The sequence below is a fragment of the Propionivibrio sp. genome (genome assembly GCF_017995515.1).
GTDB lineage: Bacteria > Pseudomonadota > Gammaproteobacteria > Burkholderiales > Rhodocyclaceae > Propionivibrio.
Genome location: NZ_JAGOIT010000081.1, coordinates 1 through 15,749, shown reverse-complemented (window position 1 = coordinate 15,749; position 15,749 = coordinate 1). Strand labels below are relative to the sequence as shown.

At 61.3% G+C, this 15,749-nt stretch carries 13 protein-coding genes; 8 read left to right on the top strand and 5 right to left on the bottom strand.

All coding sequences use genetic code 11. The features are described from left to right. From KBA32_RS12865 to KBA32_RS12840, 6 genes are all read left to right on the top strand, one after another. A partial coding sequence (locus KBA32_RS12865; RefSeq protein ID WP_294359528.1) for a hypothetical protein occupies positions 1-261 on the top strand: 261 nt, incomplete at its 5' end. Between the two features lie 6 nt (positions 262-267). Next, positions 268-1,818 carry an acyl-CoA carboxylase subunit beta gene (locus tag KBA32_RS12860; RefSeq protein ID WP_294359526.1) on the top strand — a complete coding sequence of 517 codons (1,551 nt, stop codon included), beginning with the start codon at positions 268-270 and terminating at the stop codon, positions 1,816-1,818. Positions 1,819-1,849: 31 nt separating this feature from the next. After that, positions 1,850-2,065 carry a hypothetical protein gene (locus KBA32_RS12855; protein WP_294359524.1) on the top strand — a complete coding sequence of 72 codons (216 nt, stop codon included), beginning with the start codon at positions 1,850-1,852 and terminating at the stop codon, positions 2,063-2,065. A gap of 75 nt (positions 2,066-2,140) precedes the next feature. Next, entirely contained in the window at positions 2,141-4,108 is a 1,968-nt protein-coding gene (locus KBA32_RS12850; protein WP_294359521.1) for a pyruvate carboxylase subunit B, read from the top strand. 227 nt (positions 4,109-4,335) lie between these two features. Then, positions 4,336-5,187 (top strand): HDOD domain-containing protein, encoded by an 852-nt coding sequence (locus tag KBA32_RS12845; RefSeq protein WP_294359520.1) that lies wholly within the window; start codon positions 4,336-4,338, stop codon positions 5,185-5,187. A 37-nt stretch (positions 5,188-5,224) separates the two neighbouring features. Further along, on the top strand, positions 5,225-7,108 hold the full coding sequence (locus tag KBA32_RS12840; RefSeq protein ID WP_294359530.1) for a potassium transporter Kup: 1,884 nt from the start codon (positions 5,225-5,227) through the stop codon (positions 7,106-7,108). Positions 7,109-7,302: 194 nt separating this feature from the next. Here the strand turns inward: KBA32_RS12840 and aceB are convergent, their stop codons facing one another. Further along, positions 7,303-8,913: a malate synthase A gene (gene aceB / locus KBA32_RS12835; protein ID WP_294359518.1), complete on the bottom strand. Its 1,611-nt coding sequence runs from the start codon at positions 8,911-8,913 to the stop codon at positions 7,303-7,305. 109 nt (positions 8,914-9,022) lie between these two features. Here aceB and KBA32_RS12830 point away from each other — a divergent pair, with 109 nt between their 5' ends. Further along, positions 9,023-9,925 carry a LysR family transcriptional regulator gene (locus KBA32_RS12830; RefSeq protein ID WP_294359516.1) on the top strand — a complete coding sequence of 301 codons (903 nt, stop codon included), beginning with the start codon at positions 9,023-9,025 and terminating at the stop codon, positions 9,923-9,925. A 12-nt stretch (positions 9,926-9,937) separates the two neighbouring features. Here KBA32_RS12830 and KBA32_RS12825 read toward each other — a convergent pair whose 3' ends face one another. The 4 genes from KBA32_RS12825 to clpS form a co-directional block, all read right to left on the bottom strand. Then, the gene (locus KBA32_RS12825) at positions 9,938-10,762 is read right to left on the bottom strand and encodes a histidinol-phosphatase HisJ family protein (protein ID WP_294359514.1); all 825 of its coding nucleotides are present in this window, start codon (positions 10,760-10,762) and stop codon (positions 9,938-9,940) included. 152 nt (positions 10,763-10,914) lie between these two features. Next, complete coding sequence (aceA, locus tag KBA32_RS12820) at positions 10,915-12,216, bottom strand: isocitrate lyase (protein WP_367113782.1); 1,302 nt, start codon at positions 12,214-12,216, stop codon at positions 10,915-10,917. Positions 12,217-12,587: 371 nt separating this feature from the next. Then, positions 12,588-14,846: an ATP-dependent Clp protease ATP-binding subunit ClpA gene (clpA, locus tag KBA32_RS12815; RefSeq protein ID WP_294359510.1), complete on the bottom strand. Its 2,259-nt coding sequence runs from the start codon at positions 14,844-14,846 to the stop codon at positions 12,588-12,590. Beyond that, on the bottom strand, positions 14,847-15,155 hold the full coding sequence (gene clpS, locus KBA32_RS12810; protein ID WP_294359508.1) for an ATP-dependent Clp protease adapter ClpS: 309 nt from the start codon (positions 15,153-15,155) through the stop codon (positions 14,847-14,849). Positions 15,156-15,374: 219 nt separating this feature from the next. On the opposite strand from clpS, the gene KBA32_RS12805 reads away from it, so the two are divergent. Then, entirely contained in the window at positions 15,375-15,578 is a 204-nt protein-coding gene (locus tag KBA32_RS12805; protein WP_294359505.1) for a cold-shock protein, read from the top strand. The last annotated feature ends 171 nt before the right edge of the window (positions 15,579-15,749 follow it).

Below are 15,749 nucleotides of genomic sequence, written 5' to 3'. Positions count from 1 at the left end.
ATTAATAAACAGGCCGTTTCCCGGCCATTTTGCGGGGCGGTCGCTTCGTCAGGGGTGGCCGTTTTTTTGTGTTCGCGCGCTTTGTTTTCCCAGGGAATTATTTGCTCGAATCGTGGTCGCGCGACGATTAAAGTCGATAGAATCGCTAACAAACAAGACGGTAAAAGCAAGAGATCGGGGGGAATCCTGGCGGTCGATATCGGCGCCTGCTGCGATCTTGCGACCGTTGCAGTGCACAGATTTCTTCATTGTCAGGTGTAAAACAGCATGGATACCAAGCATCAACTGGAGCATCTCCTGAAACTTCGGGCGGAGGCGCGTCTTGGCGGCGGCCAGGATCGCATCGATAAACAACACGCGCAGGGACGTCTGACCGCACGCGAGCGGATCGATCTGCTGCTCGATCCGGGCTCGTTCGAAGAGTTCGACATGTTCAAGACGCACCGCTGCCGCGATTTCGGGATGGAAAACACGATCATCCCGGGCGACGGCGTGGTCACCGGACATGGGACGATCGAAGGCCGCATCGTCTACGTCTTCGCGCAGGACTTCACCGTACTCGGCGGCTCCCTGTCCGAGACCTTCGCCGAGAAGATCTGCAAGATCATGGATCTGGCGATGAAGAACGGCGCACCGGTGATCGGTCTCAACGACTCCGGCGGTGCGCGCATCCAGGAAGGCATCGAAAGCCTCGCCGGCTATTCGGAAATCTTCCAGCGCAACGTGATGGCCTCCGGCGTCATCCCGCAGATTTCAGCCATTCTCGGCCCGTGCGCCGGTGGTGCGGTGTATTCGCCGGCGCTGACCGACTTCGTGATCATGGAACGGCATAACTCGTACATGTTCCTTACCGGCCCGAAGGTCGTGAAGTCGGTGACGCACGAGGATGTGACGGTCGAGCAGCTCGGCGGCGCCGACATGCACTCGTCGCAAAGCGGCATCTGCGACTACGCGGCGACCTCGACGGCCGACACCATCCACTACATCAAGCGGCTGCTGTCGTTCGTGCCGCAGAACAACTTCGAGGCGCCGCCGGTCGTCGCATGCACCGACCCGGCCAACCGCTGGTCCGAGTCGCTGCATTCGATCATCCCGGACAATCCGAACGCCGCCTACGACATGAAGGACATCATTATCGAGACCGTCGATGATGGCGACTTCTTCGAGGTCAAGGAACAGTTCGCGCCCAACCTGATCGTCGGCTTCGCCCGCTACAACGGCATCAGCGTCGGCATCGTCGCCAACCAGCCGGCCTACCTCTCTGGCGTGCTCGACATCGACTCCTCGATCAAGGGCGCGCGCTTCGTGCGCTTCTGCGACTGTTTCAACATTCCCGTCATCACCTTCGTCGACGTGCCGGGCTTTCTGCCGGGAACGGTGCAGGAGTACGGCGGCGTCATCCGCAACGGCGCCAAGATCCTCTACGCCTACGCCGAAGCGACGATCCCCAAGGTCACCGTGATCACCCGCAAGGCCTACGGCGGCGCCTATTGCGTCATGTCGTCCAAGCACCTGCGCGGCGACATCAACTACGCGTGGCCGAGCGCCGAAATCGCCGTCATGGGCTCCAAGGGTGCGGCGGAGGTGCTCTACGGGCGCCAGGCGCGCCAGTCGGACGATCCGAAGGCCTTCCTCGCCGAGAAGGAGGAGGAGTACCACGAGACCGTCGCCAACCCCTACGTCGCGGCGCAACGCGGCTACATCGACGACATCATCGACCCGGCGACGACGCGCGCGCGCATCATCAAGGCGCTCGGCATCCTGCAGAACAAGCGCGATACCAACCCCATGAAGAAGCACGGAAACATTCCGCTGTGATTCGGCCGACGAACCCAAGAGGAGTGTGACCATGAACAACCAAGGGAAAAAGTTCGCTGCCGCGATGGCGGCCGTTCAGCTGTACCTGGAGGAGGAAGAGGCTGCGCTGGCGCAGGCTGAGCAAGCCGCTCAGGCCAATGCCGTCGCACCTTCCGCCGAACCGGGCCAGTGGGCGCAGTCGGGACGCATCGAGATGATGGCCGGACGCCGGATGATCCAGCTGCGCACCTTCTCGAACATCCGATAGCGAGTCGCCCAACAGATTTCCGTATTCAATTTACAAGTCTTAGTGGAGCTAAAAATGTGTGACAACGTTGTAAACATGACCGAGATGAAATACAGCAGCAATCGTCCGAAGGCTGCCAATCCCGTAAAGATCATGGACCTGTCGCTGCGCGACGGCCACCAGTCGCTGTTCGCCACGCGCGGCCGCACCGAGGACATGATCCCGGTCGCCGAGATGCTTGATGAAGTCGGCTTCTGGGCACTGGAAACCTGGGGCGGTGCGACCTTTGACACGATGCACCGCTTCCTCAACGAAGATCCGTGGGAGCGTCTGCGCACCTTGAAGCGCTACGCCAGGAAGACGCCGTTCTCGATGCTCCTGCGCGCGCAGAACCTCGTCGGCTACCGCAACTACGCCGACGACGTGGCGACCGCTTTCGTCGAACGGGCCGCCGACAATGGCATGGACATCTTCCGCACCTTCGACGCGCTCAACGACTATCGCAACTTCGAGACGGTTGTTCGCCAGATCAAGAAGAGCGGCAAGCACTTCCAGGGCTGCATGTGCTACACGCTGACCGAGCCGCGTCTCGGCGGTGATGTGTACTCGCTCGACTACTACGTCGGCAAGGCGAAAGAGCTGGAAGACATGGGTGCCGACTCGATCTGCATCAAGGACATGGCCGGCCTGATCGCGCCGTACGACGCCTACGCGCTGGTCAAGGCGCTGAAGGCGGCGGTCAGGCTGCCGATCCACCTGCACAGCCACTTCACCTCGGGCATGGCGTCGATGAGCCAGTTGAAGGCGATCGAAGCCGGCGTCGACATCCTCGACACCTGCATGACGCCGTACGCCTACCGCACCTCGCACCCGGCCATCGAGCCGCTGGTGATGACGCTGATCGGCACCGACCGCGATACCGGCTTCGACATCCACCAGCTGGCCGCGATCAACGAAGTCCTCGAAAAGCAGGTGATGCCGAAGTACAAGCACCTGCTCGACGACTCCAAGATCTCGATCATCGACATCAACGTCCTCTTGCATCAAACGCCGGGCGGCATGCTCTCGAACCTCGTCAGCCAGCTGCGCGAGATGGATGCGCTCGACAGGATCGACGACGTCTACAAGGAACTGCCGCGCGTGCGCAAGGAACTGGGCCAGATCCCGCTGGTCACGCCGACCAGCCAGATCGTCGGCGTGCAGACTGTCAACAACGTGCTGCACGACACGCCGGACGAGCGCTACAAGATGATCACCGGCCAGGTGAAGGATCTCTGCTACGGCCTCTACGGCAAGACCGCCGTGCCGATCGATCCGGAAGTGCAGAAGAAGGCGCTCAAGGGTTACCCGCGCGGCGAAGAGCCGATCACCTGCCGGCCGGCCGAAGTGCTCGAACCCGAGCTCGAGAAAGCCAAGGCCGAAATCGGCGATCTCGCCGCCGACATGGACGATCTCCTGATCTACGCGCAGTTCCCGGTCACCGGCCGCAAGTTCCTTGAGTGGAAGTACGGCCGCGCCGAGGTGCCGGACAGCGTCAAGCCGATCACGATGGAGTTCGTCAAGAAGCAGGACGAGCTGGTGAAGAAGGCCAAGGCCGGCCAACTGGTCGAGCGCAAGGCGGCGACGCCGGAGAAGTCGGAGCGTGTGCGTACCTTCAACGTCTTTGTCGACAACGAGTATTTCAGCGTCGATGTCGATCCGACGGGCGATGCGCCGGTCGCCGCGGCGCCGCGTGCGGTGGTTGCACCCGCTCCGGTCGCCAGGGCCGTCGCCGCGCCAACGGCACCGGCACCGGCCGTCAAGGCTGCACCGGCTGCTGCGCCGGCCCCCGTCGCTGCGGATGCCGGTGGGACGCCGATCAAGGCCCCGATGCCGGGAATGATCATCCGCTTCAACAAGAACGTCGGCGACGCCGTGACCAAGGGCGAAGCGGTCGTCGTGCTCGAAGCGATGAAGATGGAAAACGCGCTGGTCGCGCCGTGCGACGGCGTGCTCAAGGCGATCAACTGCAAGAGCGGCGACACGGTGGCCAAGGGCGCGACGCTGTGCGTGGTTGAAGGCTGACCTGGCAAACTGAAGCCAGCGAAACGAGCGGGAGGCTGCGGCCTCCCGTTTTTCATTTGTGTCTGCCGTGCATCAAAGGCTGTTCGGGCAGTGACCGCCGGTCGCATATGGCTGGCAATGACCGGGGAAACGGCGGCATAATCGCGTCCTTTCCCGGTTTAAAGTCAAAGCAGGCCGTGCGATGGCGGTCGCCTGGGTGTTCCGGTCCTACGCCGAAAGAGAGCCTTATGTCCGACGAAATCAGTTTTCGCATTCTTGAAGACATCGCGCGCGATCTCTCCGGCGAACAGGTGTCGTTCCCGACCTTCCTCGACATCACTTTCCAGGTGCGGACGGCGCTGAAGGACCCGAAGCTGACGATCGACCGGCTCGCGCGGCTGGTCGAGGCGGAACCGCTGATGAGCACGAAGGTCGTGCGCATGGCCAACTCCGTGGCGATGAACCCGTCGGGCCGGGCGATTGCCGACGTGCGCAGCGCGATCACGCGCATCGGCATGGAGGCCGTGCGCAGCGTCTCGTTTGCCGTGGCTATGGAACAGTTGCTGCGCTCGAAGAACATGGCGTCGTTCGAGACGCTGTCGAAGCGCTTGTGGGAGCACTCGATGCATGTCGCAGCGCTCTGCCGGCTTCTGGCGCGCAAGGTCGGCGGCATCAATCCGGACGAGGCGATGTTTGCCGGCATGGTGCACGACATCGGTGTCTTTTACCTGCTGTCGCGGGCGGCGAATTTCCCGGAGTTGATCGAGAACCGGCAGGATTTGAATCAGATGCTCGTGCAGTGGCACGACAACATCGGCCACGCGCTGCTCTCGGCGATGGGCCAGTCGGACGAGTTGCTGGCGGCGGTGCAGGAGCACGAGACGGCACGTGCGCTGGCGAAGATCAAGACGCTCTCCGATCTGGTCTACGTCGCCAACGTGCTGGCCAACGTCAAGAACGGCTGGCGCGAGCCGGAGTTCGCCATTGAGGCGGACGCTGCATCCTTCGTTGCGTTATTCGGCGATGGGGCGATTGATGAACTGCTGATCGAGTCGGAGGCCGAAGTGTCATCCCTGAAATCGGCACTGGGCGCCCGGTGATGCGGCGCAAGGAAGGGTTGTAGCGGTGAGTGGTTCGATGCACGACAGCAGGAAAAAAAGCAGGAAGCAGCAAGCGGCCCTGGCACTGGCGGCGCTGGGTGTCGTTTACGGCGATATCGGCACCAGTCCGCTGTACACGATGAAGGAAGTCTTTGCCGGGATCCACCCGATCCCGCTTGTGCCGGAGAACATTCTCGGCATTCTCTCGCTGATCCTGTGGTCGCTGATCGTCGTCGTTTCGATCAAGTACGTCGTCTTCATCATGCGCGCGGACAACCGGGGCGAGGGCGGCATCATGGCGCTGATCGCGCTGGCGCTGCACGGCGCCAAGGGCAACAGGAAGCAGCAGCGGATGATCATGCTCGCCGGGCTGCTCGGGGCCGGCATGTTCTATGGGGACGGCATGGTGACGCCGGCGATGTCCGTGCTTTCGGCGCTTGAGGGGCTGAATGTGGCAACGCCTGCCTTGCAGCCTTTCGTGATCCCGCTGACGCTGGCGATCCTGTTTTTCCTCTTCTATTTCCAGCGCCGCGGTACGGCGTCGGTCGGCGCGCTGTTCGGCCCGGTCATGATGGTCTGGTTTTCGACGCTGGGACTCATGGGGCTTTACAACATCGCGGCCAGCCTGGAAGTGTTGAAGGCGGTCAATCCCGTCTACGCCATCCGCTTCCTGATCGAGAACCGGGGCGTTGCCGTCGTCGCGATGGGCGCCGTGGTGCTCGCAGTGACCGGCGCGGAAGCGCTCTACGCCGACATGGGTCACTTCGGCAGCCGGCCGATCCGCCAGGCCTGGTTCGGTTTTGTGCTGCCGGCGCTGGTGCTCAACTACTTCGGCCAGGGCGCGCTGCTGCTCGCCGATCCTTCCGTGGTCGATAACCCGTTCTATCACATGGCGCCCGACTGGCTGCTGTTGCCGCTGGTCGGGCTCGCTACGCTCGCTACGGTGATTGCCTCGCAGGCGGTGATTTCCGGCGCTTTCTCCGTGTCGAGACAGGCGATGCAGCTGGGCTTCCTGCCGCGTTTCGAGGTGCAGTACACCTCCGAGAAGCAGCAAGGGCAGGTCTATCTGCCAGGCGTCAATTGGGGGCTTTTCGTCGCCGTCGTGATTCTGGTGCTCGGCTTCAAGTCGACCAATAACCTAGCGGCGGCCTACGGCATCGCGGTGACCGGCGACATGGTCATCACCTCGGTCCTGGCGACGATCGTCGCAGCGAAAAGCTGGGGCTGGGGCTGGCCGCGCGCGATGGCGCTCTTTGCCTTGTTCCTCGCGGTGGAGTTGACCTTCCTCTTCGCCAATGTCCTCAAAATTCCCGATGGCGGCTGGTTTCCGCTCGCCGCCGGGGCGACCGTCTTCCTGCTGATGAGCACCTGGAAGCGCGGCGGGCAGATGCTGACCGAGCGCACCAGCGGCGAGGCAGTCGAGATCGAGTCGTTCATCGACGCGCTGCTCGTTTCGATGCCGTCTCGCGTGCCGGGCAACGCGGTGTTCATGACGTCGAACAACGAGCGCGTGCCGAACGCCATGCTGCACAACCTGATGCACAACAAGGTGCTGCACGAGCGCGTGCTCGTCGTCTCGGTGCAGGTGTTCGATGTGCCGTACGTGCCGGAGATCGACCGCGTCGAAATACACAAACTGAAGGGCGACTTCTATCGCGTGAATGTGCAGTACGGCTTCAAGGACGAGCCCGATATCCCGGCCGCGCTCGCCCTGTGCGAGTCACAGGGGTTGCCGGTCGACATGATGGAAACGTCCTTCTTCCTCGGCCGCGCAACGCTGGTGCCGAAGCATGGTTCCGAGATGGTGTTCTGGCGCGAGAAGCTGTTCGTCTTCATGTTCCGCAACGCCAGCAGCGCGACCAGTTTCTACAAGATTCCGAGCAATCGGGTGGTCGAACTCGGGACGCAGGTGGTGTTGTAGAAAGCGCATGGCGGACGAATCCGCTATGCGTTTCCGACAACTCTGCGTCTGTAAAAAAACTCAAAACCCACCGCAGAGGCACGGAGGCACAGCGGAAACGCAGAGAAAAACGACCGTTGCCAATGGTTCTCTCTGCGAAAACTCGGCGTCTCTGTGACTCTGTGGTAAGTGTTTCGGTCCTTGTTCACAACCGCTCAGTCCATCGCCTCGTATAGCGGCAGCGTGAGGAATTCCGGGTAGTCCGGTGCCAGGCTCATTTTGTCGAAGATGATCGCCGCCTGGTCGTAGGTCGCCGTGTATTCGCCTTGCGCCGTGACCGTCGCTTTCACCTTCGGCAGTTCCTCGCCGATCATCTGGCGCACCATCTCCGGCGTGACCTTGCGCCCGTCGTCGAGAATGCCCTTGGGCGAGACGACCCATTGCCAGACCTGCGAGCGCGAAATCTCGGCGGTCGCCGCGTCCTCCATCAGATTATGGATCGGCACGCAGCCGTTGCCGGCGAGCCAGCTGCCGAGATAGTGAATGCCCACGTTGATGTTGTTGCGCAGGCCCGTCTCGGTGATCGGCTGCTCGGGCTGAAAGTTGAGGAAGTCCCGGGCGGCAAAGGTCTCGTCGCGTTGCTTCTCCCATTGATTCGGACGCTCGCCGAGCACGGCGGCAAATTCCTCGGCGGCGATCGGGACGAGGCCCGGATGCGCCACCCAGCCACCGTCAAAACCGTCGTTGGCGTCGCGCCGCTTGTCGTGGCGTATACCGGCGAGCGCCTTTTCGTTGGCGACCGGGTCGTTCTTGATCGGGATCAGCGCGCTCATGCCGCCCATCGCCGGTGCGCCGTGCTTGTGGCAAATCTTGACCAGTTGCAGGGCATAGGAGCGCATGAACGGCACTTCCATCGTGATCGCGCCCCGGTTGGCGAGGCAGAAGCCCTTGTTCTTCTTGAACTTCTTGATGCAGCTGAAGATGTAGTCCCAGCGTCCGGCGTTGAGGCCGGCCGAGTGCTCGCGCAGCTCATAAAGAATCTCTTCCATCTCGAAGGTGGCGAGGATCGTCTCGACAAGCACGGTGGCCTTGATCGTGCCGCGCGGCAGGCCGATGTGCTCCTGCGCCATGATGAAGATGTCGTTCCACAGGCGCGCTTCGCGGTGCGACTCCATCTTCGGCAGGTAGTAGAACGGTCCCGCGCCGCGCGCCACCTGCTCCCTGGCGTTGTGGAAGAAGACCAGCGCGAAGTCGAAGATGCCGCCGGAGACGCGTTCGCCGTCGACGGTCACGTGCTTCTCGTCGAGGTGCCAACCGCGCGGACGGATCTGCAGGGTGGCGATCTTGTCGTTGAGCTTGTACTCCTTGCCGGCCTCGTTGGTGTAGGTGAGTTCACGGCGGATCGCCTTGTAGATGTTCACCTGCCCCTGGATCTGGTTGTCCCACTTCGGGCTGTTCGAGTCCTCGAAGTCGCTCATGTACGAGTCGGCGCCAGAGTTGAAGGCGTTGATGATCATCTTGGCTTCGACCGGGCCGGTGATCTCGGTGTGGCGGCGTTCGAGCGCCTTGGGCAGCGGCGCGATCTTCCAATCACCGGTACGAACGGCGGCGGTTTCCGGCAGAAAATCGGGCATCTCGCCCGCGTCGATGCGCGTCTGACGCGCGATACGCGCCTGCAGCAGTTCCTTGCGACGGCCGTTGAACGCACGATGCAGCTTGGCGACCAGCGCCAGCGCGTCGAACGTCAGGATGGTCTCGTATCCCGCCTTGATCGGTCCCGTGATCTGCATGTCTTCGGGAAGCTGGAGTTCGCTGCGCTGTTTCATGTCTTGTCTCCTATAGAAGAGTGGGTCAGAGGATTCTATTTCATGCCTTGGGAAAGATTAGTACGCCTGAACTAAAATGATCTTTTACTTCTGGTATCGAATCGCGGCTATGGACCAACTCAAACAGATCGAAGCCTTCGTCAATTCGGCGACGCGCGGCAGCCTCTCGGCGGCGGCGCGTGTCGAGGGCGTGACGCCCGCCGTGATCGGGCGCCGGCTCGATGCGCTGGAGGCGCGCCTCGGCGTGAAACTGCTCTTGCGCACGACGCGCCGCCTGTCGCTGACTTTTGAGGGGCAGTCATTTCTCGAAGAGTGCCAGCGCATCCTGACCGATCTCGTCAACGCCGAGACGGCGGTTTCGCTCGGCGGCCTGCGCGTCAGCGGCCACCTCAAGATTTCCGCGCCGGCCGGCTTCGGGCGCAAACATGTGGTGCCGCTCGTCGAGAGCTACATGCACGAGCATCCTGAGCTTCGCATTACGCTCGATCTCAGCGACCGCCTGGTCGACTTGCTGAACGAAGGTGTCGATTGCGCGGTGCGCATCGGCGAGATGCTCGACTCCAGTCTGGTCAGCAGCAAGCTCGGCGAGATGCGGCGCGCAGTCGTTGCCAGTCCCGCCTACATTGATCGTAATGGGGCGCCCGCTACACCGGCCGACCTGCACCTGCACAACTGCCTGTCGCTCGGTCAGCAGCGAGGTTGGCTGTTACGCGATGCGCTGGACGGCGAGGTGGTGAGCATCAAGGTGTCGGGCAACTTCGAGTGCAACGATGGTGCGGTGTTGCATGAATGGGCGCTTGCCGGGAAAGGGCTGGCATGGCGCTCAATGTGGGAGGTCGGCACCGATCTGGCGAGCGGGCGCTTGGTGTCGGTGCTCGACGAGTACACGGCGCCGCCGATGGGTATCTTCGCCATCTTCCCGCAGCGCAAGCACCTGCCGCTACGTGTGCGCCTGTTCGTGGATCATCTGAAAAAGGCGTTCGGCGACTCGGTTTGCTGGAGCGCCGCGTAACGTGTCGACCGCTTAATCCGGCATCGCCTCGGTCAGCGGCACTGCGATCCGCTGCCGCTTTTCGAAGCGCATGAGTTCCTTGACGCCGAGCCGGCGCAGTCCTTCGATGGCGCTCCGGAAGTGCCGTCCGACGTGGTGCGGCGCGTGCGAATCGCCGCCCAGCGTCAGCGGCACGCCGGCCTCGGCGAGCAGGGCGACGGTTTCCCAGCCGGGCATGAACTCGCGCGCCGGATTGTCGAGGCCCGAGGTGTTGATCTCGACCGTGATTCCGGAGGCGAGCAGGTCGGAAATCAAGGGCTCGATGTAGCGCAGCATGCCGCCGGCCGGGCGATGCCCCATCTTCTTCGGCAGGTCGAGGTGGCCGATGATGTCGCAGAAGCGGTCGCGCACCATCATCCCGACCTGATGGAAATACAGCTCGCAGACGTCGTCGATCGACCATTGCTCGTACAGTTCAGGTTGCTGCAACTGCTCGAAGCCGATGTTGTGCACCGAGCCGATGATGTAGTCCCAGTCGTGCCGTTGCTGAACCTCGCGCGCCAACGGAAGCCGGCTCGGGATGTAGTCCATCTCCATGCCGAGGCGGATGTTGAAGGGTTTCTCACCGGAGCGGTCGTAGCGCGCCTGCAGCGCACGGACGTCGGCGACGTAGTCATCGAGTTCGCCGGCCTGCATGGCGTAGCACTCGTTGTTGGCGCACAGCATCCAGTGGCTGTGGTCGGAGAAGCCGAAATCGCGCAGGCCGAGGGCGACGGCGCGTTCGACGTAGGCTTCCATCGTGCCGGTCGCGTGGCGACAACGAACGGTGTGTGAGTGCAGGTCCATCAGTCCGGGCATGGCGGGGCTTTCGTGTGCAGGAGGTCAGTGGTCGTCCGGGATGCGGCGCGGGGAATCTATTACAGACCGCCGGGAATGTCGACCTGCGCAAAACAAGAAGGCCTGATGTCCATCGTGAACATCAGGCCTCGATCAGGCGCGGACGAGACCGATCAGTGGAACTGTTCTTCTTCGGTCGAACCGGTAAGCGCGGTGACCGACGAAGCGCCGCCCTGGATGACTGTCGTCACGTCGTCGAAATAGCCGGTACCGACTTCCTGTTGGTGCGAGACGAAGGTATAACCGCGATCGCGCGCCGCGAACTCGGGTTCCTGCACCTTCTCGACGTACGCCGTCATGCCGCGCGCCACGTAGTCCTGCGCCAGGTCGAACATGTGGTACCACATGTTGTGGATGCCGGCGAGGGTGATGAACTGGTACTTGTAGCCCATCGCACCGAGTTCGCGCTGGAACTTGGCGATCGTCGCGTCGTCGAGGTTCTTCTTCCAATTGAACGACGGCGAGCAGTTGTAGGCGAGCAGCTTGTCCGGGTATTTTGCGTGTACGCCCTCGGCGAACTTGCGCGCGAAGTCGAGATCCGGCTTGCCGGTTTCGCACCAGACGAGATCGGCGTACTCGGCGTAGGCGACGGCGCGCGAGATGGATTGTTCGAGGCCGGGGCGGGTCCGGTAGAAGCCTTCGGCCGTGCGTTCGCCGGTGACGAACGGCTTGTCGTTCTCGTCGTGATCTGACGTGAGCAGATCGGCGGCCTCGGCGTCAGTGCGCGCGATGACCAGCGTCGGTACACCGCAGACATCCGCCGCAAAGCGTGCCGCGATCAGCTTCTGTACGGCTTCGTGCGTCGGCACCAGCACCTTGCCGCCCATGTGGCCGCATTTCTTGACCGACGCCAGCTGATCCTCGAAGTGCACACCGCCGGCGCCCGAGCGGATCATTGCCTTCATCAGCTCGAAGGCGTTGAGTACGCCGCCGAAACCGGCTTCGGCATCGGCGACGATCGGTACGAAGTAATCGACGTAATCCTTGTGACCAGGGCCGACATCCTTCGACCACTGGATCTCATCCGCGCGCCGGAACGAGTTGTTGATGCGCTCGACGACCTTTGGCACCGAGTCCACGGGATACAGCGACTGATCCGGGTACATCGCCGCGTAGCTGTTGTTGTCCGCGGCGACCTGCCAGCCGGAGAGATAGATGGCCTTCACGCCGGCCTTTACTTGCTGCATCGCCTGCCCGCCGGTGAGGGCGCCTAGGCAGTTGATGTACTCCTCGGTATTAACCAGATTCCAGAGCTTCTCCGCTGCGCGGCGGGCCAGCGTGTATTCGATCGGGAAGGAGCCGCGCAGACGCACGACGTCCGCAGCGGAATATCCCCGTTTGACGCCTTTCCAGCGCGGATTTTCGGCCCAGTCTTTTTCAATGGCAGCGATCTGTTGCTCACGTGTATTCATGATTGACCTCTCGAGAAATTGGGTACGGAACTCAAATACAGGATCGAACGACGGAACGAATCAGGCTGACCGCAGAGTGAAAGTCGATCGTCTTTCGGCCAGTCGATGTGCGCAGTATAGAAATGAATTCCGGTTGAAACAAGTGTCTTATATAAGATATAAGAATTTATTTGTTCGACAAAAATCAATTGCTTAGATGATAAGTTCTGCTATCCGGAACGGCGTTCCGTTTAGCGATACGCCGTGGGTCGATGGGCGAACACCCTGTCGTCCTCCACAAGGCGCCAGAAATGAAACCGCCACCGGGATCGGTGGCGGTTGCGTATGCCTGGTGGCCCCGGGGGATGCCCCGGTCGTCGGCCGACGGCGCCGGATTACACCACGTCGGCCGTTTCTTCCTCGAACACCAGCTTGACCTGGTCGTTGTCGTCGAGATCGACCGTGACATGCCCCCCGTTGACCAACCGGCCGAACAACAGTTCGTCGGCGAGCGCGGCACGGATCGTGTCCTGGATTAACCGGGCCATCGGCCGCGCACCCATCAGCGGATCGAAGCCGTGGCTGGCCAGGTGAACCTTGAGCGCGTTGGTGAAGGTTGCATCGACTTTCTTCTCGTGCAGTTGCTCTTCCAGTTGCATCAGGAACTTGTCGACCACGCGCAGGATGATGTCGTGATCGAGCGCCTTGAAGGAAATGGTTGCGTCGAGCCGATTGCGGAACTCGGGCGTGAACAGGCGCTTGATCTCGACCATTTCGTCGCCTGCCTGCTTGCTGCTGGTGAAGCCCATGCTCGTCTTCTGGATCGACTCCTGGCCGGCGTTCGTCGTCATGATGATGATCGCGTTGCGGAAATCCGCCTTGCGCCCGTTGTTGTCGGTCAGCGTCCCGTGGTCCATCACCTGCAGCAGGATGTTGTAGATGTCCGGGTGCGCCTTCTCGATTTCGTCGAGCAACAGCACGCAGTAGGGCTTCTTGGTCAGCGCTTCGGTCAGCAGACCGCCCTGGTCGAAGCCGACATAGCCGGGAGGCGCGCCGATCAGCCTCGAAACGGCGTGGCGCTCCATGTACTCGGACATGTCGAAGCGAACCAGTTCGTTGCCCAGGCAATACGCGAGCTGCCGCGCCACCTCCGTCTTGCCGACGCCCGTCGGGCCCGAGAAGAGGAAACTGCCGATCGGCTTGGACGGGTTGCCGAGCCCGGAGCGCGTCATCTTGATCGCCTTGGTCAGCGCATCGATCGCCGCCTCCTGACCGAAAACGACAGCTTTCAGGTCTCGATCGAGGTTTTTCAAGGCGCTGCGATCGTCGGATGAGACATGGTTCGAAGGGATGCGCGCGATCTTGGCGACGATTTCCTCGATGTCCTGCTTGCCGATCACCTTCTTCTGCTTCGACTTGGGGAGAATCCGCTGCGCGGCGCCGGCCTCGTCGATGACGTCGATCGCCTTGTCCGGCAGATGACGGTCCGAAATGTAACGCACCGACAATTCGACAGCCGAGGTCAGCGCCGCCGCCGAGTACTTGATGCCGTGGTGCGTTTCGAAGCGAGTCTTCAAACCCTTGAGGATCTCGATCGTCTCCGCGTTCGACGGCTCGTTGACGTCGATCTTCTGGAAGCGCCGTGACAGCGCGTGATCCTTCTCGAAGATGCCGCGATACTCGGTGTAGGTCGTCGCGCCGATGCACTTCAGCTGGCCGTTGGAAAGCGCCGGCTTGAGCAGGTTGGAAGCGTCCAGCGTCCCGCCCGATGCCGAACCCGCGCCGATCAGCGTGTGGATTTCGTCGATGAACAGGATCGCCTGCGGATTCTCGCTCAGCTGCTTCAAGACGGCCTTCAGGCGCTGTTCGAAATCGCCGCGGTATTTCGTGCCGGCGAGCAGGGCGCCCATATCGAGCGCATAGACGCTGGCCTTGCCCAAGACCTCCGGCACATCGTTGTCGATAATCTTGCGCGCCAAGCCTTCGGCGATCGCCGTCTTGCCGACGCCCGCCTCACCGACCAGTAGCGGGTTGTTCTTGCGCCGCCGGCAAAGCGTCTGGATAACGCGTTCGAGTTCCTTCTCGCGCCCGATCAACGGATCGATCTTGCCTTGCTGCGCCAGCGCGTTGAGATTGATCGTATAGCTCTCCAGCGGTCCGGCAGCCGTCTGCTGTTCGCCTTCCGGCTCGACGTCGGTCTCCGTGCGAGCGCTGCTTTGCGGAACCTTGCTGATGCCGTGCGAGATGAAATTGACGACGTCGAGTCGGCTGATGCCCTGCTTCTGCAAATAGAAAACGGCGTGTGAATCCTTCTCGCCGAAGATGGCGACGAGCACGTTGGCACCGTTGACTTCCTTCTTTCCTGACGACTGGACGTGCAGGATTGCGCGCTGGATCACGCGCTGAAAACCGAGCGTCGGCTGCGTATCGATGTCGTCTTCGCCTTCGACCGTCGGGGTGTGCTCGCTGATGAACTGGGTCAGGTCGCGACGTAATTGTTCTATATTGCCGCCCGATGCGCGCAAGGTTTCCGCTGCCGACGGGTTGTCCAGCAACGCCAGCAGCAGATGCTCGACGGTGATGAATTCATGTCGCTTTTGCCGCGCGTCGACAAACGCCATGTGCAGACTGACTTCAAGTTCTTGCGCAATCATTCAGTTTTCCTCCATTACGCAGGCCAGCGGGTGCTGGTTCTCCCTCGCGAAGGTCGAAACCTGCTCGACCTTGGTGGCCGCGATATCACGTGGGTAAACCCCGCAGACGCCGCGACCTTCCATATGGACTTTGAGCATGATTTGCATCGCCCGTTCTCTGTCCATGGAAAAAAACTTCTGCAGAACGAGGACGACGAAGTCCATCGGTGTGAAGTCATCATTGAGCAGGACGACCGTATAAAGCGGAGGGGGAGCTAGCTTGCTGCGTTTGGCTTCGAGTATCGAGCCTTCTTGATTCGGTTTTGCCATGATCCAATTCTACCCAGACTTTGCCGACGCACAATGTGCGCTGTCTTGAGGATTTTTTCACATAAGCGACAGAGTGCTAGAAAGAGCGTTCAAAATGCTTGACGCATCCGTGAAAACTAGCGTACAAAGCCCTTATGTTTAGATTCAGCTGTCAATTGAATTTAAAACATGAAAGTCGGGCAATGCCCGGATCTAGTCTTTTTTCAAGGATGTAGCAATATGGCAACTGGTACTGTCAAGTGGTTCAACGACGCCAAGGGTTTCGGTTTCATTACTCCGGATGATGGTAGCGAAGACCTCTTCGCACACTTCTCCGCGATCTCCATGGGCGGATTCAAGACCCTCAAAGAGGGCGAGAAAGTTACCTTCGATGTAACGCAGGGTCCCAAGGGCAAACAGGCATCAAATATCGCACGCGCCTAAGTCTTGATCTTAGACGTGACAAGAAGAACCCGCCTCTGGCGGGTTTTTTTCATAGTGCGCCCGGCAGGGCGCACTTACTTGGAGGTGAAAGTCCTCTACTCGCCCGGCAAGGGGAAGAGTTAGCTGAACGGCAAGGGTGTTCTGGGTGACTGGAAATCTGGAGGAAGCCGA